This is a genomic window from Streptomyces sp. NPDC046909, assembly GCF_040644695.1.
GTDB lineage: Bacteria > Actinomycetota > Actinomycetes > Streptomycetales > Streptomycetaceae > Streptomyces.
Genome location: NZ_JBEYXC010000001.1, coordinates 333087 through 352594, shown reverse-complemented (window position 1 = coordinate 352594; position 19508 = coordinate 333087). Strand labels below are relative to the sequence as shown.

The window sequence follows — 19508 nt, the reverse complement described above, 5'->3', positions numbered from 1 at the left end:
CTGTCCTGACCGGTTTGGGATTCTCCTGATCAGTCCCCGGTGAGCACTTCCGCCACCGCCCTCAGGTTCACCCGGCCCCGCCCGTACGAGCACAGCGCGCCGCCCTCCGGCAGCCCGGTGTCGACGCGTATCGCGTCGGGGCGGCGGGCGAGGAGGGCGTCGCGCAGGCGGGCCTGCCAGGGGTGGAGGCCGGCGTCGGAGGTGGCGACGACCAGCGGGCGGGCGCTGCGGAGGATGCCGTCGACGAGGGCGTCCGCGTACTCGGGTTCGCCGGCGACCGCCGTGCCCACGGCCGTGGGGTCGAGGGCGCGGACCTCGGTGAGGAGGTCCTCGCCGCCCCAGTTGAGGGCGGGGTGCGGATGCGGGAAGAGGTCGACGACATGTGCGCCGCGCACCGGGGACGGCACGCCCTGACCGCGTACGGCCCGGCGCGCGGCCTCAAGTCCAGCCCCCGCGTCCCACGCGGCGACGGCCGTGGCCGGGGCCGCGTACCGCTCGGCGAGCCGCCGGACCCGTTCCGCCGCCTCCCAGACCCGCTCCTCGGGCAGGATGCCGGTGCCGAGCGCGTCGAGGACGGCGTCCCGGCAGGCGAGGGTGACCTCCAGGTCCGGTACGGCGACGATGACCTGGTCGGCCCCGGCGGCGAGGGCGATGCGGGCGCCGGCCGCCTCGCCGTACTCGTCGGCGATGGCCTTCATCTCCAGGGCGTCGCTGACGAGGACCCCGTCGAAGCCGAGGTCGTGGCGGAGCAGGTCGCCCAGGATGCGGCGGCTGAGGGTGGCGGGCCGGTTGGCGTCCAGCGCGGGGAAGACGACGTGCGCGCTCATCAGCATCGGCACACCCGCGTCCACGGCCGCCCGGAACGGTTCCAGGTCGGCGCGCAGGGCGTCGACGGGCCGTGGGTCGACCGCGATGCCGTGGTGGCTGTCGGTGTCCGTGCCGCCGTGGCCCGGGAAGTGCTTGGCGCAGGACGCGATGCCGCGCGCCTCGGTGGCCGTGATCCAGGCGCGCAGATGCCGTCCGGCGGCCTCGGGGTCGGCGCCGAACGAGCGGGTGCGCACGATCGGGTTGCTGGGCAGGTGCTGGAGGTCGGCGACGGGGGCGTACGAGACGCTGATGCCGAGGGTCGCGAGGTGCCCGGCGAGGGCGTCGGCGCAGCGGGCGGTCAGGTTCGGGTCGTCGGCGACGCCGAGGGCGTAGGAGCCGGGGACCTCGGGCGCGCCCGCGCCGACCAGGTGGCCGATGCCGCCGCCCTCGTTGTCGATGGCCACCAGCAGATCCGGCCGGATCGCCCTCAGCGCGTCGGTGAGCTCCCTGACCTGCTCGGCGTCCCGGACGTTCCGGGTGAACAGGATGACCCCGCCGAGACCCCGGTCCACCAGCCGTTTCAGGGTGTCAGGAAAGGCCGTGGTGCCGTCGAACCCGGCGACGAGACAGCGGTGCGCGGCCTCGTCCAGGTCGGACGGGAGGACGGGGCCGAGGGGCGGGTGCGCTGAAGGGGTCACGTCGGGATTCTTCTGGCTGATTCAGCCGGAAGTCAACATTGTGATGGATAGTTTGATTCACCCCACGTCGGCCCCACGCACTGCGCTCGGCCGCTCGTCGTGCGGCTTTCGGCTCCTCGACACCCCGTGGTCATGCCGCCGGGGCACCTTTCGGTCGTCCCCTTTCGATAGTCCCCTTTCGGTAGTCCCCACTGGAAGGACCACGTGCGCCGTGACACTGCTCCCGCTCGAAGACGCGCCCCGATCCGAAGCAGTCCCCCGCCCCGAAGTCACCCGCCTCCTGCGTACGGCACCCCTCCTGCTCCCCCTTCTCCTGATCGCGGCCTGGCTGCTGATCGATCGCCGTTCCGCGTACGACGGTGCCGCGCTGTTCGTCGCCGCCGACCCCTGGTGGCTGCTGGCCGGGGTCCTCTTCACCGGCCTTGGCTGGGTGTCCGCCGCCTGTGTACGGCAGGGCGCGGTCCCCGAGCCGCTCCCGCCGGGGCCGCTGCTCGCGTCGCAGTTCGCGGCGGGCGCCGCCAACCATGTCCTCCCGGCGAGCATCGGCGCCCACGCCGTCACCCTGCGCTTCCTCCAGCGCCAGGGCGTCCCGCTGGCCCGCGCCACCGCCTCCCTCGCCCTGTACTCGCTGGTCAGACCGGTCGCGAAGACGTTCGTGCTGGTGGCCTTCGTCGTGGCCTCGCCGGGCCTGCTGCACCTCGGCGACCTGGTCCCCGACCGACGGACCCTGTTCCTCGCCGCCGCCGCGATGGCCCTCGGTCTGCTCACGGTGGCCCTGCTCGTCACGTTCGTACGCCCGCTGCGCGGCCTCGTCCGCACCGCCCTGACCGACGTACGGCTCCTGCACACCCGCCCGTGCCGGATCCTCGCCCTCTGGGGCGGGGCGGCCGCCGCTCCCCTGCTCCAGGCCTGCGTGATCTTCTCAGTCGGGGCCGCGCTCGGCCTGTCGCTGTCCTGGACGCAGGTGGCCTTCGCGTTCCTCGCCGCGAGCACGATGGCCGGTGCGGTGCCCGCGCCGGGCGGCATCGGCCCGGTGGACGCGGCCCTCGTCCTCGCCCTGGTCGCCTTCGGCACGACGATGGGCCTGGCGACGGCGACCGTCGTCGGCTACCGCGTCCTGACGGTGTGGGTGCCGCTGCTGCCGGGGGCGCTGGTGCTGTCGGAGCTGGTGCGGCGGAAGGTGCTGTGAGGCCGCGAGGGGGGGCGCCGTGGGGCTGAACGGCTCCCGCATCGACACGGCGAGCCGCACCTGCGGGCAACGGCCGGTCCAGGAGCCGCCCCGGTGCGCGGCGCTCGACCCGGGATCCGGCTCCGGTGACGCGGCCCCGCCAGCCGGCGCCGCGCCGACTCGGGCACCGCCTCGGCGATCGCCTCGGTCAGATGGTCGGTGAGCTGCGGTTCCGGGACCGTCAGGGCGTTGCCGGGACCGGCCGCGCCCCGGCTCCGGTACCCCGGCCGTCAGGCCGCGCCCCGGCTCCGGTGCGCGGCGGTCAGCCCGGGACCCGTTCCTTCCGCCGCGCCTCCGCCGCCGGTGCCGTCTCCCGGCCCGCGTCGCGCATCCGGCCGTACGCGTAGACACAGCCCGCCAGGGCGAGGTCCGACAGGAGCATGAAGCCGATGGAGTAGGAGTCCTTGGCGCTGTAGACGGCGCCCATGACCAGCGGCGGTACGAAGCCGCCGAGGCCGCCCACCGCGCCGACGATGCCGGTCACGCTGCCGACCTGGGGCTGCGGGGTGACCCGGGCGACCAGGGCGAACACCGAGCCGCTGGTGGCACCGAGGGCGGCGGCCATGATCAGCAGACAGATCGTGGCGCCCGGCACCAGGGTCGGGTCGAAGGCCTGGACGACGGCCAGGAGAGCCACCGCGCCCAGCGCCCACGCGGTGACCACGGCCGGGTGGATCCGGTCCGACAGCCAGCCGCCGATGGGCCGGAACACCACGGCGACCAGGGCGAATCCGGCGGCCCTGGTGCCCGCGTCGGTGGCGTCGAGCTCGTACCAGGTCTTCAGGTAGGTCGGCAGGTAGACACCGAACGCCACGATGCCGCCGAAGCCGATCGCGTAGAGGGCGGACAGCTCCCAGGTCACCCGCAGCCGGCCCGCCTGGCCGAGGCGGGTGGTGAGCGGGGTGGACGGGATCGGCCGGTCCGGGCGGTCGTTGATGAGGAACCAGGCGAGGACGGCGTAGACGGCGAGGGCGATCGCCAGGACGAGGAAGGGGAGGTTCTCGCCGTGGTGGTACATGCGGGGCGTGAAGTAGCCGGACAGGGCCACGCCGCCCATGCCCATGCCGAAGACGCCGAGCGCCGCGCCCCGGTGCTTGGGCGGGAACCAGGAGTTGACGAGCGGCACCCCGATGGCGAACGTCGTGCCGCCGAGGCCGAGGACGAAGCCGACGATGATCAGCGTCACGTACGAGCTGTGGGACGGGATGAGCAGCAGTACCGGGATGATCGTCAGGGCGCTGACCAGCGGAAACATCAGCCGCGCCCCGTAGCGGTCGGTGAGCGCGCCCACCGGCACCCGGCCGAGGGAACCGACCAGCACGGGGATGGCGACCAGTTCGGACTGCGCGAACGACGACATGTGCAGGTCGTCGTCGAAGTCGGAGGCCAGCGGGGCGATCAGGTTCCAGGCCCAGAAGGTGAGCGTGAACCCGACCGTGGCCATCACGAGGTTGCGCCAGGCGGCAGCGGTGGGGCGGTCGTCACCGGACATCGCCACGTCGGTCATACGTGCTCCCAGACTCCGTGATCCCCCGTCCATGACGGCATGAGTCGCAGCGCCGGGCAACTTTTGCGGCGATCTCTTTACCCCGTTCGATCTTGAGGAGCACGGCGTGGTCCGGGTCGAATGGAACGATGGACACCGCATCGAAGGACGCTTTCGAAGACGCCTCCGGGCCCGCCTCCCGGCACGCGTTCACGGACGTTCCCCCCACCACCCTCGCCGACCTCCTCGGCCGCGCCCAGGTCATGGACATCGGCATCCGCCCGCTCTGGGACGCGCCGCGCGTCGCGGGCCCCGCGTACACGGTGCGCTGCGAGCCCGGCGACAACCTGATGCTGCACGCGGCCATCCACCGCGCCGAGCCGGGCTCGGTCGTCGTGGTCGAGTCGGGCGACCTCGACTACGCCCTCGCGGGCGGCAACGTGTGTGCCGTGGCCCAGCGCCGGGGCATCGCCGCCTTCGTCGTCGACGGCCTCATCCGCGACCTCGCCGAGGTCCGCGAGGCCGGTTTCCCCGTCTTCGCCCGTGGCGTCATCCCCATCCCCGGCACCAAGAACGAACTCGGCACCCTCGGCGCCCCGGCCCACGTCGGCGGCGTCCTCATCCACCCCGGCGACATCGTCGTCGCCGACGAGGAGGGTATCGTCGTCACCCCGGCCGCCCGCGAGGAGGAGATCCTGACAGCGGCCCTGGCAAAGCTCGCCCAGGAGGCCGAGGAGTCCCTCGACACCTGGGAAACGAACCACCGCGCACGCATCGACGAGGCGCTGAAGGGACTGGGCTTCAACGGCTGAGGCGGGCCGGGCACCACCGCACCGGCGACAATGTGCACCATGCGCCCGCACCGCGCCGCACCCCCCGCCGACCCGGGCGGGCCGGCCGACCCCGTCGACCCCGCCGACCTCGCCCGGAGGGCCCCCGCGCCCCCGGCGCCCTCCGGGCTGGACGCCCTCTGGACCCACCCCATGCTGCGCGGCTTCCTGCGCGCGCAGCGTCGGCTGCGTCGGCTGAACCGGCGGAGCCCGTGGCTGGTGGATGTCGCGGTGATGGTGTTCGTGGTGTGCGTGAGCCTGCCCGACCTGCTCGCCGGAGGCGACGCGGCTCCGTTCGGGGCGACCGACTCCCGGGACCAACTGCCCGCCGCCGTCCCGTACCTCTTCGCCGTCGCGCTCATCGTGCCGCTGTGGTGGCGACGTCGGGCCCCGGCCGCCGTCTTCTTCGTCGTCTCGCTGCTGTCGCTCGTCCAGTCGCTGCTGGGCCTGTGGCAGCCGACCGGCATCAGCGTGCTGATCGCGCTGTTCACGCTGGCCCTGCACGGCTCCCCGCGGCTGCTCGGCCGGGCGGTCGTGGTGGCCGCCGTCCAAGTGACCGTGACCGTCTGTGTGTTGGTGCCCGCGAGGCACTGGGTGCTCGGTCTCTTCTTCATGCTGGGGACGGTGACCGCGGCCACCGCCACCGGCCTGACCCTGCGCACCCGGCGGATGTATCTGGCGGCGCTGGAGGACCGGGCCCGCCGCCTGGAGATCGAGCGCGACCAGCGAGTACGGCTCACGGCCGCCGCCGAACGCTCCCGGGTCGCCCGCGAGATGCACGACATCGTCGGCCACAACCTCTCGGTCATGGTCGGCGTCGCCGACGGCGCCGCGGTCCTGGCCGGCAACCGCGACGAGACGGACTCCGCCGAGGCCCTGCGCATCCTCGCCGAAACCGGCCGCCAGGCCATGGGCGAACTCCGGCGCGTACTGGGCGTGTTGCGCGAGGAACAGGACGAGAAGGGCGCCCTGAGCCCCCAGCCGGGCCTCGACGACCTCGATCCCCTGCTCGCGCGAGTACGGGCAGCCGGCCTCACGGTCACCTACCGGACGGCGGGCGATCTCGGCGGGCTCAGCGGCGGTGTGCAGCTCACCGTGTACCGGATCGTCCAGGAGGCCCTCACCAACACCCTCAAGCACGCGGGCACGGCCTCCACCGCCGAGGTCACGGTCACCGCCGGCGCCGACACCGTACGCATCAGGATCGCCGACACCGGCGTATCACCGGGAACACCACCGAACCCACGACCGCACCCGCACCCGCAGCCCGACGCCTCCGGCCCCGGCCACGGCCTCGTCGGCATCCGCCAGCGCGCCGCCATGTACGGCGGCACGGTCACCATCGGCCCTAGCGACACGGGCAACGGCTGGACCGTGGACGTCACCCTCGACGTACCGCGCGTCTTCGCGGGCGAGGGACCGGCGGCCGACTAACCCCGCAGCCGCGCCGCGACCAGGGCGATGTCGTCCTCCGGGTCGTCCGGCGCGGCCTCGGTGAGGACGAGGTCGAGGAGGCCGCCGGGGTCGAGGGTGCCGGCGGCGGCGCGGATGCGGGTGAGGCGGTGCAGGGAGGCGTCGATGTCCTCGTGGCGGCGTTCGACGAGGCCGTCGGTGTAGAGGAGGAGGGTGTGGCCGGGCTCGTAGGGCCCCGCGTACGGGACGTACTGCCGGTGGCCGGTGCCCAGGGGCGGGCCGGGCTGGACGGGGAGGAGCGCGGCGCGGCCGTCGGGGGCGAAGAGGACGGGAGGCAGGTGTCCGGCGCTGGCGTAGGTGCAAATGCCCTGATGGGGGTCGACGACGGCGGCCACGCAGGTCGCGGGGCGTTCGGCGCCGGTGGTGTGGAGCAGGTGGTCGAGTTCGCGCAGGATGCGGTCGGGGGCGGACTCGCGGGCGGCGATGACCCGCAGCATGGCCTGGTAGCGGCTCATGGCGACGGCGGCGTCGAGGCCGTGCCCCATGACGTCGCCCAGGACGAGGAGCGTGCGGCCCTGGGGCAGGGGGACCGTCTCGAACCAGTCCCCGCCGACCAGGACCCCGCGTCCGGCGGGCCGGTAGCGGTAGGCGACGTCGAGATTGGGGTGCGGGGTGCCGGGCTCGGCCAGGAGGGCGCGCTGGAGCTGGACGACGGCGTTGTGCTCGGCGGTGTAGCGGCGGGCGTTGTCGAGGCTGATGGCCGCCCGGCCCGCCAGGTCCTGGGCGATGACGGCGTCGGTCTCGTCGAAGACGGGTGAGCCGTCGGCCCGGACCATGCTGACGGTCCCGACGTCGTGGCCGCGTGCGGTCAGCGGCACGATCAGCGCGGAGTGGATGCCCGCCGCCCGGTACGCGGCGACCCGTCCGGCGTCGGGCGCGGAGCGGCGGAGCTCGGCGTCGGTGGGCACGTTGTCGATCACCGGGCGGCCGGTGCGCAGACAGTGCGGGATGGCCGAGCCGGGCTGGTAGTCGACGTACTCGCCGGGGCGCCCGAGGCCCCGTACCACCGGTTCCAGCTCGGGCGTCGAGGCCATGGCCGCGCGGAGCAGCCGCAGGGTGCCGTCCGGGGGTGTGCGGCTGGTGCCGTGCTCGGGGAAGACCTCCACGGTGGCCGCGTCGGCGAGCTTGGCCACCAGGAACTCCGCGAGCTCCTGGCAGGTGGTCGCCATGTCCAGGGTGGTGCCGACGCGGGTGGCGGCCTCGTCGAGCAGGGCGAGGCGCTCCTGGGCGCGTTGCAGCTCCAGCTGCTCCTGCCGGGCGACCGAGATCTCCAGCAGGATGCCGACCAGGCCGATCGGCCTGCCCTCGTGTTCCAGGCGGTGGTAGGCGCCGTGCCAGTAGCGGCGTTCCACGGGCGAGTCGGCCCGGGTGTGGCCGCTGGAGACGGTCTCGCGCGAGATGCCGTCGGCGATGACGGCGAGCAGGACGTCCTCGCGCGCCTCGACGTCCGGCACCACCTCGGCGACGGTCCGTCCCACGTGCTCCTCGGCGGGTACGCCGTTCATCCGGGCCAGCGTGGGATTGACGTACCGGTAGCGCAGCCGGGTGTCGAGGACGCCGATCGCGGCGGGGGTGCCGTCGAGGATCTGCGCCAGCAGCGCGGGCAGGTGCGCCGACGAGGCGTCCCAGAAGTCGTCCGGGCCGTCGTCCTCCCTGCTCCGCTCCTCTCGCACACCGGCATCCGACCACGGCTCGGACCCCGGCGCACGCGGAGAGGGCACCCCCGATGCCGGCGGGCGTCTGCTGCCTGCGGAGGAGGCGCCGCTGGTACCGCGGTACCACTGGGGCCCCGAGGTTTCCCCCGCGGTCCCACGGCCGCGCGCCGCCCCGCCCATAGCGTCGATCACAGAGGCCGCGGCGCATCCCCGGCCAAGTTCGAATTCGAATTCGGGTTCGAGTTCTAGTTCTCGTTCTAGTTCTGGTTCGAGGCAGGGAAAGGCAGGCGGCATCCATGATCGAAGCACGTGAGCTGACGAAGCGGTACGGGGACAAGACGGTCGTCGACCATCTGAGCTTCACGGTGAAGCCCGGCGAGGTGACGGGTTTCCTCGGGCCGAACGGCGCGGGCAAGTCCACGACCATGCGGATGATCGTCGGCCTGGACGCCCCCACCGGAGGCTCGGTCACGGTCAACGGCAAGGCGTACGCCGAGCACGCGGCGCCGCTGCACGAGATCGGCACGCTGCTGGAGGCCAAGTCCGTCCACCCGGGCCGCAGCGCGTTCAGCCATCTGACGACCCTCGCGCACACCCATGGCATTCCGCGCCGCCGGGTGGACGAGGTGATCGAGCTGGCCGGACTGAGCAGCGTGGCCGGGAAGCGGGTGGGCGCGTTCTCGCTCGGCATGGGCCAGCGCCTCGGCATCGCCGCCGCGCTCCTGGGCGACCCGGCGATCGTCATGCTCGACGAGCCCGTCAACGGCCTCGACCCCGAGGGCGTGCTGTGGGTGCGCAACCTGCTGCGCGGGCTGGCGGACGAGGGCCGCGCGGTGATGCTGTCCTCGCATCTGATGAGCGAGACCGCGCTGATCGCCGACCACCTGGTGATCATCGGGCGCGGACGGCTGCTCGCGGACACCACGGTCGAGGACTTCACCCGGGACGCCGGCGGGGGCGGGGTGAAGGTCGCGTCCGCCGACGCGGCCAGGCTGCGCGCGCTGCTGGCCGGTCCTGACGTCACGATCACCTCCGCCTCCGCCGAGGAGCTGCTGGTCGCCGGGCGCGACGCCCGCGAGATCGGGGCGATCGCGGCTCAGCACGGGGTGGCGCTGTACGAACTCACCTCGCAGGCCGTGTCGTTGGAGACGGCCTTCATGGACCTCACCCGCGATGTCGTCGAGTACCAGAGCGCGCCCGTCGGCACCGACCACCGAAAGGCCGCCTGATGCCCATCACCGCACCCCGCCGCCTGTCCGCGGCCTCCGAGCCCGAGACGGCTGTGTCTCCGACGACGTACAAGGTGACCGGCGTCCGAGTACTGCGCTCGGAGTGGGTCAAGTTCTGGTCGCTGCGCTCCAGTTGGATCACCCTGGGCGTCGCCGTGTTCCTGCTCGTTCTCTTCGGCGCGGTCGCCGCGTACACCTACAGCCCCGACGGCGCCGCGGCCGGCGGCCCGCCCGGCGGCTCCGCCTCCGACAGCGACGCGGTCAGCCTGGCCCTGACCGGGGTGTCCCTCGCGCAACTGGCCATCGGCGTGCTCGGCGTCCTCCTCGCCGCGGGCGAGTACAGCACCGGCATGATCCGCTCGACCCTGGCCGCCGTACCGCGCAGGCTGCCGGTGCTGTTCTCCAAGGCCGCCGTGATAGGCCCGGTCGCCCTGGTCCTCACCACGGTCGGCGCACTGGCCGCGTTCCAGCTCGGCGTCCCGGGTCTGGACGGCGAGAGCATCTCCCTGTCACTCTCCGATGACGGTGTGCTCCGCAGCCTGCTCGGCGCCGGCGTCTACCTCGGCCTCGTCGCCGTCTTCGGCGTCGCCCTCGGCATGCTGCTGCGCTCCTCCGCCGGAGCCATCGCCGCCCTGGTCGGCATCCTCCTCATCCTCCCCGGCCTGGCCTCCCTCCTCCCCGACTCCTGGTACGACACCCTCAGCCCCTACTTCCCCAACAACGCGGGCTCCGCGGTCTACGCCCTCCACGACTCCTCCGACTCCCTCGCGCCGGGCGCCGGGCTGGCGGTCTTCGTCGGCTGGGTCGCGCTGACCCTGGCGGCAGCCGCGTTCCGGCTCCGCCGGACGGACGCCTGAGGCCGGGCTGGGGTAGCCATCGTGTCCATCCTTCCGGGGAGCGGGGGCCTACGGGGCGGAATCCTCAGGGGCTGGGGCAGAGCCCGGGGCGCGAGCACGGCGCGGGGCGCGGATACGGCCCGGGACGCCGCCCCGGCGCGGGGCGCGGACGCCGCCGGGGGCACGGAGTTCCCGCCGCCCCCCGGGCTCGACGCCAGCTCACGCTCCCCCGGACTCGCCCCCGCTCCACCCTCCCCCGGGCGCGACACCACTCCCCCCACCCCCAAACTCACCCCCACCCCACCCTCCCCCACCCTGGACGCAGTCTGGTCGCACCCCCTCCTCGGCAGCCTCCTCCGCGGACAGCGTCACCGTCGGTCCCTGGACCGCCGCCACCCCTGGCTGCTCGACACCGCGGTGGTGCTGTTCGTCGCCGCCGCCAGCGTGCCCGACCTGCGCTCCGGTGGCGGCGACGGCCCGTTCGCGGTCACGGACGCCCAGGGCCAGCCACCGACAGCCGTCCTGCTCGCGTTCCTCGCGGCACTCGCCGTACCCCTGTGGTGGCGCCGCAGGGCCCCCGCCGTCACGTACTTCGTGATCGCGCTCGTGACCCTGGTCCAGTCGAGCATGGGCCTCTGGTCCCCGGCCGGCATCAGCACGCTCATCGCGCTCTGCACCCTGGCGAGACGAGGCCCCCTGCGGGTACTCGGCTGGGCCGCCGCCGTCGCCGTCGTCGAAGTGGTCCTGGCCGTCTGCGTCCTCGTCCCGGTGGACCGCCCCGTCCCGGGCATGTTCTTCCTCCTGGGAACGACCACGGCGGCCATCACCCTCGGCCTGACCCTGCGGATCCGCGAGATGTACCTGGCGGCGCTGGAGGACCGGGCCCGCCGCCTGGAGGTCGAGCACGAGCAGCGGCTCCGCCTCACCGCCGCCGCCGAACGCTCCCGCGTGGCCCGCGAGATGCACGACATCGTCGGCCACAACCTCTCGGTCATGGTCGGCCTCGCCGACGGCGCCGCGGTCCTGGCCACCCACCGCGACGAGACGGACTCCGCCGAGGCCCTCCGCATCCTCGCCGACACCGGCCGCCAGGCCATGAGCGAACTCCGGCGCGTACTGGGCGTGTTGCGCGCCGACCAGGCCGAGCAGCGCCTGCTCGCCCCACAGCCCGGAGTCCGCGACCTGGACCCCCTCCTGGCCCGGGTACGCGCGGCCGGACCGAACGTCACCTACCGGACGGTGGGCGACCTCGACGCGCTGGAGAGCGGCGTACAGCTGACGGTGTACCGGATCGTGCAGGAGTCATTGACCAACACCCTCAAGCACGCGGGCACGGCCACGACGGCCGAGGTCACGGTCACAGCCGACACCGCTACGGTGCACATCAGGGTGGCCGACACCGGCGTACCACCCGGAACACCGCGACAGCCACCCGCTCAGCTCGACGCTCCGGGCCACGGCCTGGTCGGAATCCGCCAACGCGCCGCCATGTACGGCGGCACGGTCACCATCGGCCCGCGCGACACGGGATACGGCTGGGCCGTGGACGTAGTACTGGACATGCTGTCGGTGCCCAGCGAGACCTCGGTTCCGGGAGACCATCTGCCATGACCACCGTGCTGATCGCCGACGACCAGCCCTTGCAGCGCATGGGCTTCCGCATGCTCCTGGAGGGCACCCCCGGCCTGACCCCGGTCGGCGAGGCGTCCCACGGTGCCGAGGCCGTCCGGCTGGCCGCCGAACTCCGCCCCGACGTCGTCCTCATGGACATCCGCATGCCCGGCATGGACGGCCTGGAGGCGACCCGCCGGATCGTCGCCTCCGGCGGCCGCACCCGCGTCCTCATCGTCACCACCTTCGACCTCGACGAGTACGCGTACGAAGGCCTGCGCGCCGGCGCCAGCGGCTTCCTCCTCAAGGACGCCCGCCCCGAGGAACTCATCGCCGGCATCCACGCGGTGGCCACCGGCGACGCCGTCGTCGCCCCCAGCCTCACCCGCCGCCTCCTGGACGCCTACGCCCACCAGGTCCTGGCCCCCACCGACACGGAAGACGACATCTGCCTCCGCCAGGTCAAACAGGGCGCTGGAGGCGATACCGATGACCAGGCGCTTTTCAAGTTCGTAGGCCATGGGACTCTCCCTAGCATCAATTCGCACACACGCCTCATTCATGGTACTGAGTCCCTTCAGCAAGGGCTTGGGCACCGACTTCATGGAGCAACACGGCAGGCACGCCCGCATGGCTGGCCGGAAGCTGGGCAGAGACGGTCGTCGGCGCGACCGCCCACTACGTCACCGCAGACCTCGACGAAGGCCCGATCATCGAGCAGGAGATCATCCGCGTCGGCCACGACCCCGCCCGCCTCATCACAGTCGGCCGCGACACCGAACGCCTGGCCCTGGCCCGTGCCGTCAACTGGTACTGCCACAGCCGCGACCTGATCCACGGCAACAGGACCGTGGTCTTCAGCTGACGGTGGCTCTAGAACAGGCCCACGGCATGGGCGAACTCGTATCCCAAAGTGTTTATGGGACCGAGCCATCGCGGTTCGACGAGCCCCGTGATCAGCGTGTAGAGGGTGCCGGGGATGTAGCTGAAGACGACGAGCCCCGCGATCGCCCCGCTCACGTCCTGCCGCGGATGTTGCATGACTTGATCGGAGCCGTACTCGACGAGAGGAACGCAAGCCGCCAGTGCGAAGACCCACAGGATGAACAGCGCCATCGAGACGATGACGGCGTAGAAGACAAGGCCGTACACGGGAGGCCCATTCCGATGAGTGAGCCCGGCCGTGAAACCGGTCGTGGCGATGCCGAGCGCGGGCAGCGTGACGCCTGGCATGAACACGCAGGCGATGAGAGTTCGTACTGGGGAGTTGGGCAGCCAGAAGCCGGACCAGACGGGGGCGGCCGGGGCCTGCTGGGCGCGCAGTGCGGCGCGCCGTTCCGCCGCCGTTTTGCGCCGGGAGCGCCAGACGGTCAGCAGCTTCCGGATGCGTCCTGGCGGCCGGGGCTCCCGCTGCACCGGGCCGGGCTGCGGTTCCAGTGGGGCGGACGGTACGGGCGGGTCGGTCTGGTCGGCCTCGCTGTAGGGGCCCCCTTGCCCGTCAGGCCCGTACAAGCGGCTGAACCAGTCGTCCGGAGCGGTCGCGGGCTCGGCGTGAAGGGTCGTATCACTCCGGTCCCCGGGGCCGGACATGGTGGCTGCCCGGTCCGGGAGCTGCGGGATCGGCATCTGCCGGGGGCTCGCCCATGCGCTCGACGAGCCATCGGGCGGTCCGGCTGTGTCGGTCGTCCAGAGGGGCGTGCCGTCCGATCCGCGGATGACGGCGTTCCCGTCGTCCTCGATGACCAGTCGGCTCCCTGGGTTGCCGAGGGTGCCGGATGCCCAGATCTCATGGCCCGCTGCGTCATAGACGACGAGACTGCCGTCGCCGTTCAAGATGCACACCCCGACCGGTCGGTCGCCGGTGGCCGCGCTCCACAAGGGGAGGCCGTCGCTCTCGCGGTACAGCACGAGGTTGCCGTCGGCCTGGTACGTGAACGTGAAAGCACCATTGGCCGAGCTGACCGAGCGGCCGGCCCGGAGGGTTTCTCCGGGCAACAGCCCGTTGCCCTGAGGCAGGGGTGGGGGTGGCAGGAAGTAGAAGTCGTGCTGGGCGATGTCGGTCACCACCCGGATCGACTGGGGCTCACCTCGCTTCCCGTACGCCCGGTGCAGTTCCGTCACCCGCTTCTCGGTCCGGTCCTTGAAATCGAGGAGCGACAGCGGAAATCCCTGCGGCAGCGAGGCCACGACATCGGACACCGAACGGGAGAAGAGGCTGAAAGACTCGCCCGGCACGGTTCCGTGGTCCAGGCGGTCCTGGACCTGCTCATGTCCCTGGACGAAGAGCGAGAGCTGAGCTGGTGAACAGGCGTACACATACGCCACTTTGCGGCGCAGCGCGGCACGGACCTTCTGCCGACCCCATCCCTTGACACTCGAGACGCCCATGGAGTCCTGGTCGATGCCCTCGCGGCAGGCGTCGATGAGGATGACGACATGAGCGGCCGGTGTTTCGTCGAGGAGGTGTCGCCAGTCGATGGCTACGCAGCCGGACTCGAAGGGGTGCGTGTCCTCATCGATGTCCTCGGGTACCAGGTAGTCCGTGCCGCGGGCGTGGACGCCGTGGCCGCTGAGCAGAATCAGGAGCGTGTCGCCGGGACTGGCTCGGCGGAGGAATCCGGCGACGCGGGCGTTGATGAAGTTGGCGGTGATGTGTCTGCCGGTGTCGGCACGGGAGTAGACATCCACGCTCTGGAAGCCGTGGGTCCGCAGGACGGCCGACAGGCGTGCCAAGTCCCCGGGAATGAAGGGCAAGGACTGGATTCCGTGCATCTCGTAGTCGCTGGCACCGACGAGCAGCGCCTTGTAGGTCCCCACGCTGTCCGGCCGCCTGTCACTGCCGGAAGACCAGGACGATGCCGCGGCCGCTCTGCATCTGCGAGGTGCCGACGAACTGAACGCCGCCGCCCGCTGACACCTGGAAGGACAACTGCACTTCGCGCAACGGGAGCGTGCCGCCGCGTGCGGTGATGTCTGCGAACAGTCCTTGCAGCGCGTCGACCGCCTCCGTGAGGTTCTTGCGCAACGGTCCCAGGGGAATGCTGCGCAGCACGGCTTCACCGCTCCCGCCGAATAGCCCCATCGAGTCCCCCGCGCCCTCAGCTTCTTCGTCGTACGAGACCCAGAAGGTCAACGCCGACTCACCGAGGCCGCCCGCTTCGACTTCCGCAGCATCCATTGAGCTCCCCCTGCTCATCGAGGTGCCTCAACTGTAGGGACAGTGGAGCTGGTTGACGCTCGATGTCACGCATTCGATCGTCCGCGTCCGGGAGAGGCCGGGCGCCGGGCACACCGCTGGCGGCCCGCGCTCCTCGCGCCTACCGTGGACACACGTGACACCGTGCGAGGGTCCACACCGTCAAGGGGGCGCCGTGGAAGCCGAGTTGGCGACACTCATCACCAGCGGGGCGACGACGGCGGTCGGTCTCATGGTCACCGAGACATGGGAGCAGGCGAAGCAACGTGTGCTGAGGGTCTTCGCGCGCGGCGGTGACGAGGCCGCCGTGAGCGGGGAACTGGAGCGTTCCCGGGACGCGTTGATCGCGGCGGCCGGGTCCCCCGACGAGGAGGCCCTCATCGACGATGTCACCGCGCTGCTGCGGCTGCGTCTGCGTGCCCTGCTGCGTCATGACTCGGACGCAGTCACCGAACTCCGGCTGCTCGTGGAGGAGTTCGCCCCGGCAGCGGAGGCCGGAACAGCCGGTACGGCGGCAACGGTGCACAACAGCATCACCGGCGGCACGGTGAACGGCCCCGTGTTCCAAGGGCATTCCTTCACCGGCCTGACCTTTCACAACACGTACGACCCTCCCCAGGACGCTCCGTCCGACTGAGTCCGACAAGGCAGCCGCGGGCGCGAGGGCGGCTTACGAGGTCGCAAACGGTCACCGGCACGGCGACATCGATCCGCCTTTCGAACAAAAACGCTGCTCACGTGGAGAGTTGCAGCGACAGTCGCGCAGCTTTCTACCACGCCAGTTCGACTTCCGCAAACATGCCGCAGCACTCCTCGATCCTCCGCTTTACTACTCGCCAGCCGGAGTGATCACCCCTGCCTCACCTACTCGTACCGCTTCATCTGAGGAGTGCTTTGAGAACCGCACTAAGGCTCTACACCGCCTCGTTCCACGTCACAGGCGTCGCCTTCGTCACCGTGGTGGTCTTCCGCTGGATGTGGTGACAGCGGATGTCACCGGCTCCTGGGAGGGGGCTCAGGAGCCGGTCGACTCGTGCGTCATCAGCAACCGCAGCAGCTTCTCCGCTTCCGCACCGGCGCCCACCCGCCGGTACAGGGCGACCGCCTGTTCGCCGTACTGCCAGACCTGCCCGGTGTCGTGCGGACGCAGGGCGGCCGTGCGCGCGAGGCCCGCGAGCGCGTGCGCGGAACCCAGCGGGAAGTCGACGCTCCGCGCCACTTCGAGCGCCTGCCCATAACTCGTGGCCGCGAGTTCGAGCCGTCCCGCGTCGCGCTGGACGTCCGCCGCGCCGATCAACGCCCGTAGCCGCTCATACGGGTTGTCGATGCGGGCGGCGATCTGTTCCGCCATCGTGAAGTGCAGCAAGGCCTCACCGCTGCGTCCCGATCGGGCGTGGGCCACCCCCATGCTGATCAGCACATCGGCCTCGCCCAGCACATCGCCGCCCGCGCGGTGCGCGGCGAGGGCTCGGCGGTAGCAGGCCAGCGCGCGGTCCGTCCGTCCCGCCGCCTGGTGCACCGCGCCGAGGTTGCTGTCGAGGATGGCGACCTCCTGCCGGCCGCCGTGCTGCCGCATCAGGACGAGAGAGCGTTCGTAGCAGTCGCGAGCCTCGTCGTGGCGTCCCTGGAGGTGGTGGAGTTCACCGCGGTTGTTCAGGGCCTGGGCCAGCCCGTAGGGGTCGGGCAGCTCCTCGTAGATGCCCTGCATCAGGTGCACCCGGTGGAGAGCCTCGTCGTACTGCCCCGCGTAATACAGCGCCGCGCCTTCCACGTTGAGGCACTCCGCCTCCCCGGCCCGGTCGCCGGCCTCGCGGTACAGCGCGAGCGACGCTTCGAGGGCGCGCATCGCCGTGCCGCCGTGACCGGCCGCGAGATGGGCACGGCCCGACTGCAGGAGTGCGTCGGCGCGACCGTGGGCGTCCAGCAGATCCTCGTAGATCGACAGGGCCTCGGTCGCGCAGCGTAAGGCCTCGCCGTGGTTGCGCTGGGCCAACAGGTCCGCCCGGTCGGTGAGGGTGCGGGCGAGTGCGGACCGGTCGCCCAGGGCGCGCAGAGCCGGTACGGCCGCGTCGAAGAGGTCCGCCGCGACGTCCCAGGTCCCCCACAGTTTGAGGGAGCGCGCCAGAACGCTCGGGAACAGCCCGGCGTACTCGGGGTAGTCGGCCGCGGCCGTGCGCGCGACGGCCAGGAGGTTGGCGCGTTCCACCGTCAGCCACACCGTGGCCTCGTCCGCGCCGGAGAACTCCGCCGCGTGGCCCGACTCCTCGTCCGCGCTCACCGGAATCGTCCGCCGGTGGGGGTGAGCGTAACGGTCGGCCCGCCGGGCCGTGGCGAGGTGGAAGGCGACGAGTCGGCCCACCGATGCGCGGCGGGCCGTTTCCTCGAGTGTCCGGACGCCGGCCCTCAGACCGAAGGCCCGGGTCAGATCGTGCAGTCGGTAGCGTCCCCGCAAAGGTTCTTCGAGGAGACTGGCATCCAGCAGGTCGTCGACGCACGTCTCCAGCAGCCTCGGCTCTCCCCCGAACTCCGGGCCGGCCAGCGCCGTCGCCGCCCGGAGGGTGATGTCGGGGCCCGGGTGCAGGGCGAGGCGGCGGAGCAGCAGCTGTGTGGGGGCACCGAGTCCCCGGTACGAGAACTCGAAGACCGCCGCGATCAGGTCGTCGAACTCCTTGAGGGGGTCGGTCGCCTGCGTCAGCCGGTCCAGCAGGTCCTGCAGAGTCCATGAGTCCCGGTGGCGGAAGCGGCTGGCCATGAGCTGCACGGCCAGCGGATGGCAGCCGCACACCTCCACCACCCGCTCCAGGGCCTCCGGTTCGGCGGCTGTCCGCGAGCTGCCGACGATCCGGGTGAAGAGCGCCACGGCCTCCGCCCTGGACAGCGCGTCCACGGGCAGGGAGGCGGCGCTGTCGAGCCCGGCGAGCCTGCTCCGGGTGGTCACGATGGCGCGGCAGGCGGGGCTGCCCGGCAGCAGGGGCCTGACCTGACCGGCGTCCCTGGCGTTGTCGAGCACCACGAGCACACGGTGCCGTGCCGTCCACTCCCGCCAGCGAGCCGTTCTCTCTTCCAGCGAGTCCGGCAGCTCTCCGGACGATCCGGCCGAGTGGAGCAGGACGGCCAGTGCCTCGGCCGCGTCGAGGGGCTGCTGGCTGCTGAAGCCCCGCAGGTCCACGTAGAACTGCCCGTCGGGATAGGCGGCGCAGAGCCGGTGGGCCGCGTGCACGGCCAGCGCGGTCTTGCCGATGCCGGGCATGCCGTGCACGACGGTGACGGGCAGGGCGCCGACCGCGGCGTCCGTACCCGAGGAGGTACCGGACGACGCGCCGGCGGACGCGGCCAGCAGGATGCGCAGTTCACCGGCCCGCCCGGTGAAGTCACGTGTGTCACGGGGCAGACAGTTGCGGGATTCCCGCACGAGTGCCGAAGCGGCGGAGCCGGTGTCCGCGGCCTGCAGCGTGCGGTCCTGTTCCAGCATCCGCAGATGGAGATCCTGAAGCTCCGCGCCCGGCTCGATGCCCTGGCTCTCCTGAAGCCGTCCGCGGGTGTCACGGTAGACGGCGAGCGCCTCGTCGTGGCGTCCGGAGCGGTACAGAGCGAGCATCAGGGAGGCGATCACCTGCTGCGCGAAGGGATTCTGCGAGGCGAGCTCCTGGAGTTCACCGACCAGGTCGGCATGGCGGCCCAGCGACAGCTCCAGACCGATCCGTTCCTCGCGGACCCGCCGATGGTCCTCGATCAGCCGGGCCCGCGCCGACAGCGCCCAGACGTTGTCGACGAACTCCGTCAACGGCTCACCGCGCCACAGCGCTTCGGCCGTGCGCAGCCGCCCGATGGCCAGCTCCTTCTCCCCTCGTACGGCCGCTGCGGCCGCGTCGGTCCGAAGCCGCTGGAAGCGCAGCAGATCGATGTCCTCCGGGTCGACCCGCAACTGGTACAGCCGGGGCGAGGGCCGATCCACCCGTGCCCGTTCGTCGCCGACCGCCGCACGCAGCCGCCGTCGCAGCCGGGACAGATAACTGTGCAGTGTTTCCACGGCAGTTGGCGGCAGGTCACCGTTCCAGACGCGGTCCATCAGCGTGTCTACGGCGACCGGTTCACCCCGGGCGTGCACGAGGGCGGCCAACACGCAGCGCTCCTTCAGGGATCCGAGTTCGTACTGCTGGGGGCCGTTCCACAACTCGAGCGGCCCCAGCGCAAGAAGTTCCACCATTACCCCCGACGGGTGTGCTTCTTCCTGCCGCCTTCGGCAGTGACCGTACAGACGTACGACACTCGTTCCACCGTTCTCCCGAGTGCGGGGTGGACGCAGGGGCGCACCGAAGCGCGACGGGCGCACACCGGTGGTGAGGCCGGGGTTCCACAGGAGTGCAGGGTTCCTGCAAGTCCGCCATCCTGCCCGCGGGGGCACCCCCTCTGCCATGGGCCGCCAAGCGTCCCTCGCGGACCGTGCCCGGCCACGCCC

General features: G+C 72.0%; 13 protein-coding genes and 3 pseudogenes. 9 read left to right on the top strand and 7 right to left on the bottom strand.

The genetic code is table 11. The features are described 5' to 3' along the window. Window positions 1–29: 29 nt before the first annotated feature. The gene (locus ABZ928_RS01500; protein WP_361514412.1) at window positions 30–1505 is read right to left on the bottom strand and encodes a glycoside hydrolase family 3 N-terminal domain-containing protein; all 1476 of its coding nucleotides are present in this window, start codon (window positions 1503–1505) and stop codon (window positions 30–32) included. Between the two features lie 217 nt (window positions 1506–1722). On the opposite strand from ABZ928_RS01500, the gene ABZ928_RS01495 reads away from it, so the two are divergent. Continuing rightward, window positions 1723–2694: a lysylphosphatidylglycerol synthase transmembrane domain-containing protein gene (locus ABZ928_RS01495; protein WP_361514907.1), complete on the top strand. Its 972-nt coding sequence runs from the start codon at window positions 1723–1725 to the stop codon at window positions 2692–2694. A 301-nt stretch (window positions 2695–2995) separates the two neighbouring features. On the opposite strand, the gene ABZ928_RS01490 is transcribed toward ABZ928_RS01495, so the two are convergent. Next, on the bottom strand, window positions 2996–4240 hold the full coding sequence (locus ABZ928_RS01490; RefSeq protein ID WP_361514411.1) for an MFS transporter: 1245 nt from the start codon (window positions 4238–4240) through the stop codon (window positions 2996–2998). A gap of 128 nt (window positions 4241–4368) precedes the next feature. On the opposite strand from ABZ928_RS01490, the gene ABZ928_RS01485 reads away from it, so the two are divergent. Together ABZ928_RS01485 and ABZ928_RS01480 are read left to right on the top strand one after the other, a co-directional pair. Beyond that, window positions 4369–5031 carry an RraA family protein gene (locus ABZ928_RS01485; RefSeq protein WP_361514410.1) on the top strand — a complete coding sequence of 221 codons (663 nt, stop codon included), beginning with the start codon at window positions 4369–4371 and terminating at the stop codon, window positions 5029–5031. A gap of 39 nt (window positions 5032–5070) precedes the next feature. Beyond that, complete coding sequence (locus ABZ928_RS01480; protein ID WP_361514409.1) at window positions 5071–6483, top strand: sensor histidine kinase; 1413 nt, start codon at window positions 5071–5073, stop codon at window positions 6481–6483. Here ABZ928_RS01480 and ABZ928_RS01475 read toward each other — a convergent pair. Further along, complete coding sequence (locus ABZ928_RS01475) at window positions 6480–8195, bottom strand: SpoIIE family protein phosphatase (protein WP_361514408.1); 1716 nt, start codon at window positions 8193–8195, stop codon at window positions 6480–6482. The genes ABZ928_RS01480 and ABZ928_RS01475 overlap by 4 nt on opposite strands. Window positions 8196–8473: 278 nt before the next feature. On the opposite strand from ABZ928_RS01475, the gene ABZ928_RS01470 reads away from it, so the two are divergent. The 4 genes and pseudogenes from ABZ928_RS01470 to ABZ928_RS01455 form a co-directional block, all read left to right on the top strand. Further along, window positions 8474–9406 (top strand): ABC transporter ATP-binding protein, encoded by a 933-nt coding sequence (locus ABZ928_RS01470; protein ID WP_361514407.1) that lies wholly within the window; start codon window positions 8474–8476, stop codon window positions 9404–9406. Continuing rightward, window positions 9406–10263 carry an ABC transporter permease gene (locus tag ABZ928_RS01465; RefSeq protein ID WP_361514406.1) on the top strand — a complete coding sequence of 286 codons (858 nt, stop codon included), beginning with the start codon at window positions 9406–9408 and terminating at the stop codon, window positions 10261–10263. Before ABZ928_RS01470 ends, ABZ928_RS01465 begins: the two co-directional genes overlap by 1 nt. Window positions 10264–10284: 21 nt before the next feature. Beyond that, on the top strand, window positions 10285–11853 hold the full coding sequence (locus tag ABZ928_RS01460; protein WP_361514405.1) for a histidine kinase: 1569 nt from the start codon (window positions 10285–10287) through the stop codon (window positions 11851–11853). Continuing rightward, window positions 11850–12275 (top strand): annotated as a pseudogene (locus ABZ928_RS01455) (response regulator transcription factor); the annotation flags it as partial. The gene ABZ928_RS01460 and the pseudogene ABZ928_RS01455, both read left to right, overlap by 4 nt. 12 nt (window positions 12276–12287) lie before the next feature. Here ABZ928_RS01455 and ABZ928_RS01450 read toward each other — a convergent pair. After that, a pseudogene (locus ABZ928_RS01450) lies at window positions 12288–12374 on the bottom strand (5'-nucleotidase); the annotation flags it as partial. A gap of 137 nt (window positions 12375–12511) precedes the next feature. Here ABZ928_RS01450 and purU point away from each other — a divergent pair. Continuing rightward, a pseudogene (gene purU / locus ABZ928_RS01445) lies at window positions 12512–12718 on the top strand (formyltetrahydrofolate deformylase); the annotation flags it as partial. An 8-nt stretch (window positions 12719–12726) separates the two neighbouring features. Here the strand turns inward: purU and ABZ928_RS01440 are convergent. Together ABZ928_RS01440 and ABZ928_RS01435 are read right to left on the bottom strand one after the other, a co-directional pair. After that, window positions 12727–14670, bottom strand: coding sequence for a caspase family protein (locus tag ABZ928_RS01440; protein ID WP_361514404.1), 1944 nt, complete (start codon window positions 14668–14670; stop codon window positions 12727–12729). 16 nt (window positions 14671–14686) lie between these two features. Next, on the bottom strand, window positions 14687–15031 hold the full coding sequence (locus ABZ928_RS01435) for a hypothetical protein (RefSeq protein ID WP_361514403.1): 345 nt from the start codon (window positions 15029–15031) through the stop codon (window positions 14687–14689). Between the two features lie 193 nt (window positions 15032–15224). Here ABZ928_RS01435 and ABZ928_RS01430 point away from each other — a divergent pair, with 193 nt between their 5' ends. After that, entirely contained in the window at window positions 15225–15686 is a 462-nt protein-coding gene (locus ABZ928_RS01430) for a hypothetical protein (RefSeq protein ID WP_361514402.1), read from the top strand. 378 nt (window positions 15687–16064) lie between these two features. On the opposite strand, the gene ABZ928_RS01425 is transcribed toward ABZ928_RS01430, so the two are convergent. Continuing rightward, a complete protein-coding gene (locus ABZ928_RS01425; RefSeq protein ID WP_361514401.1) occupies window positions 16065–19256 on the bottom strand; it encodes a tetratricopeptide repeat protein in 3192 nt (1063 codons plus the stop codon). Window positions 19257–19508: the final 252 nt, after the last annotated feature.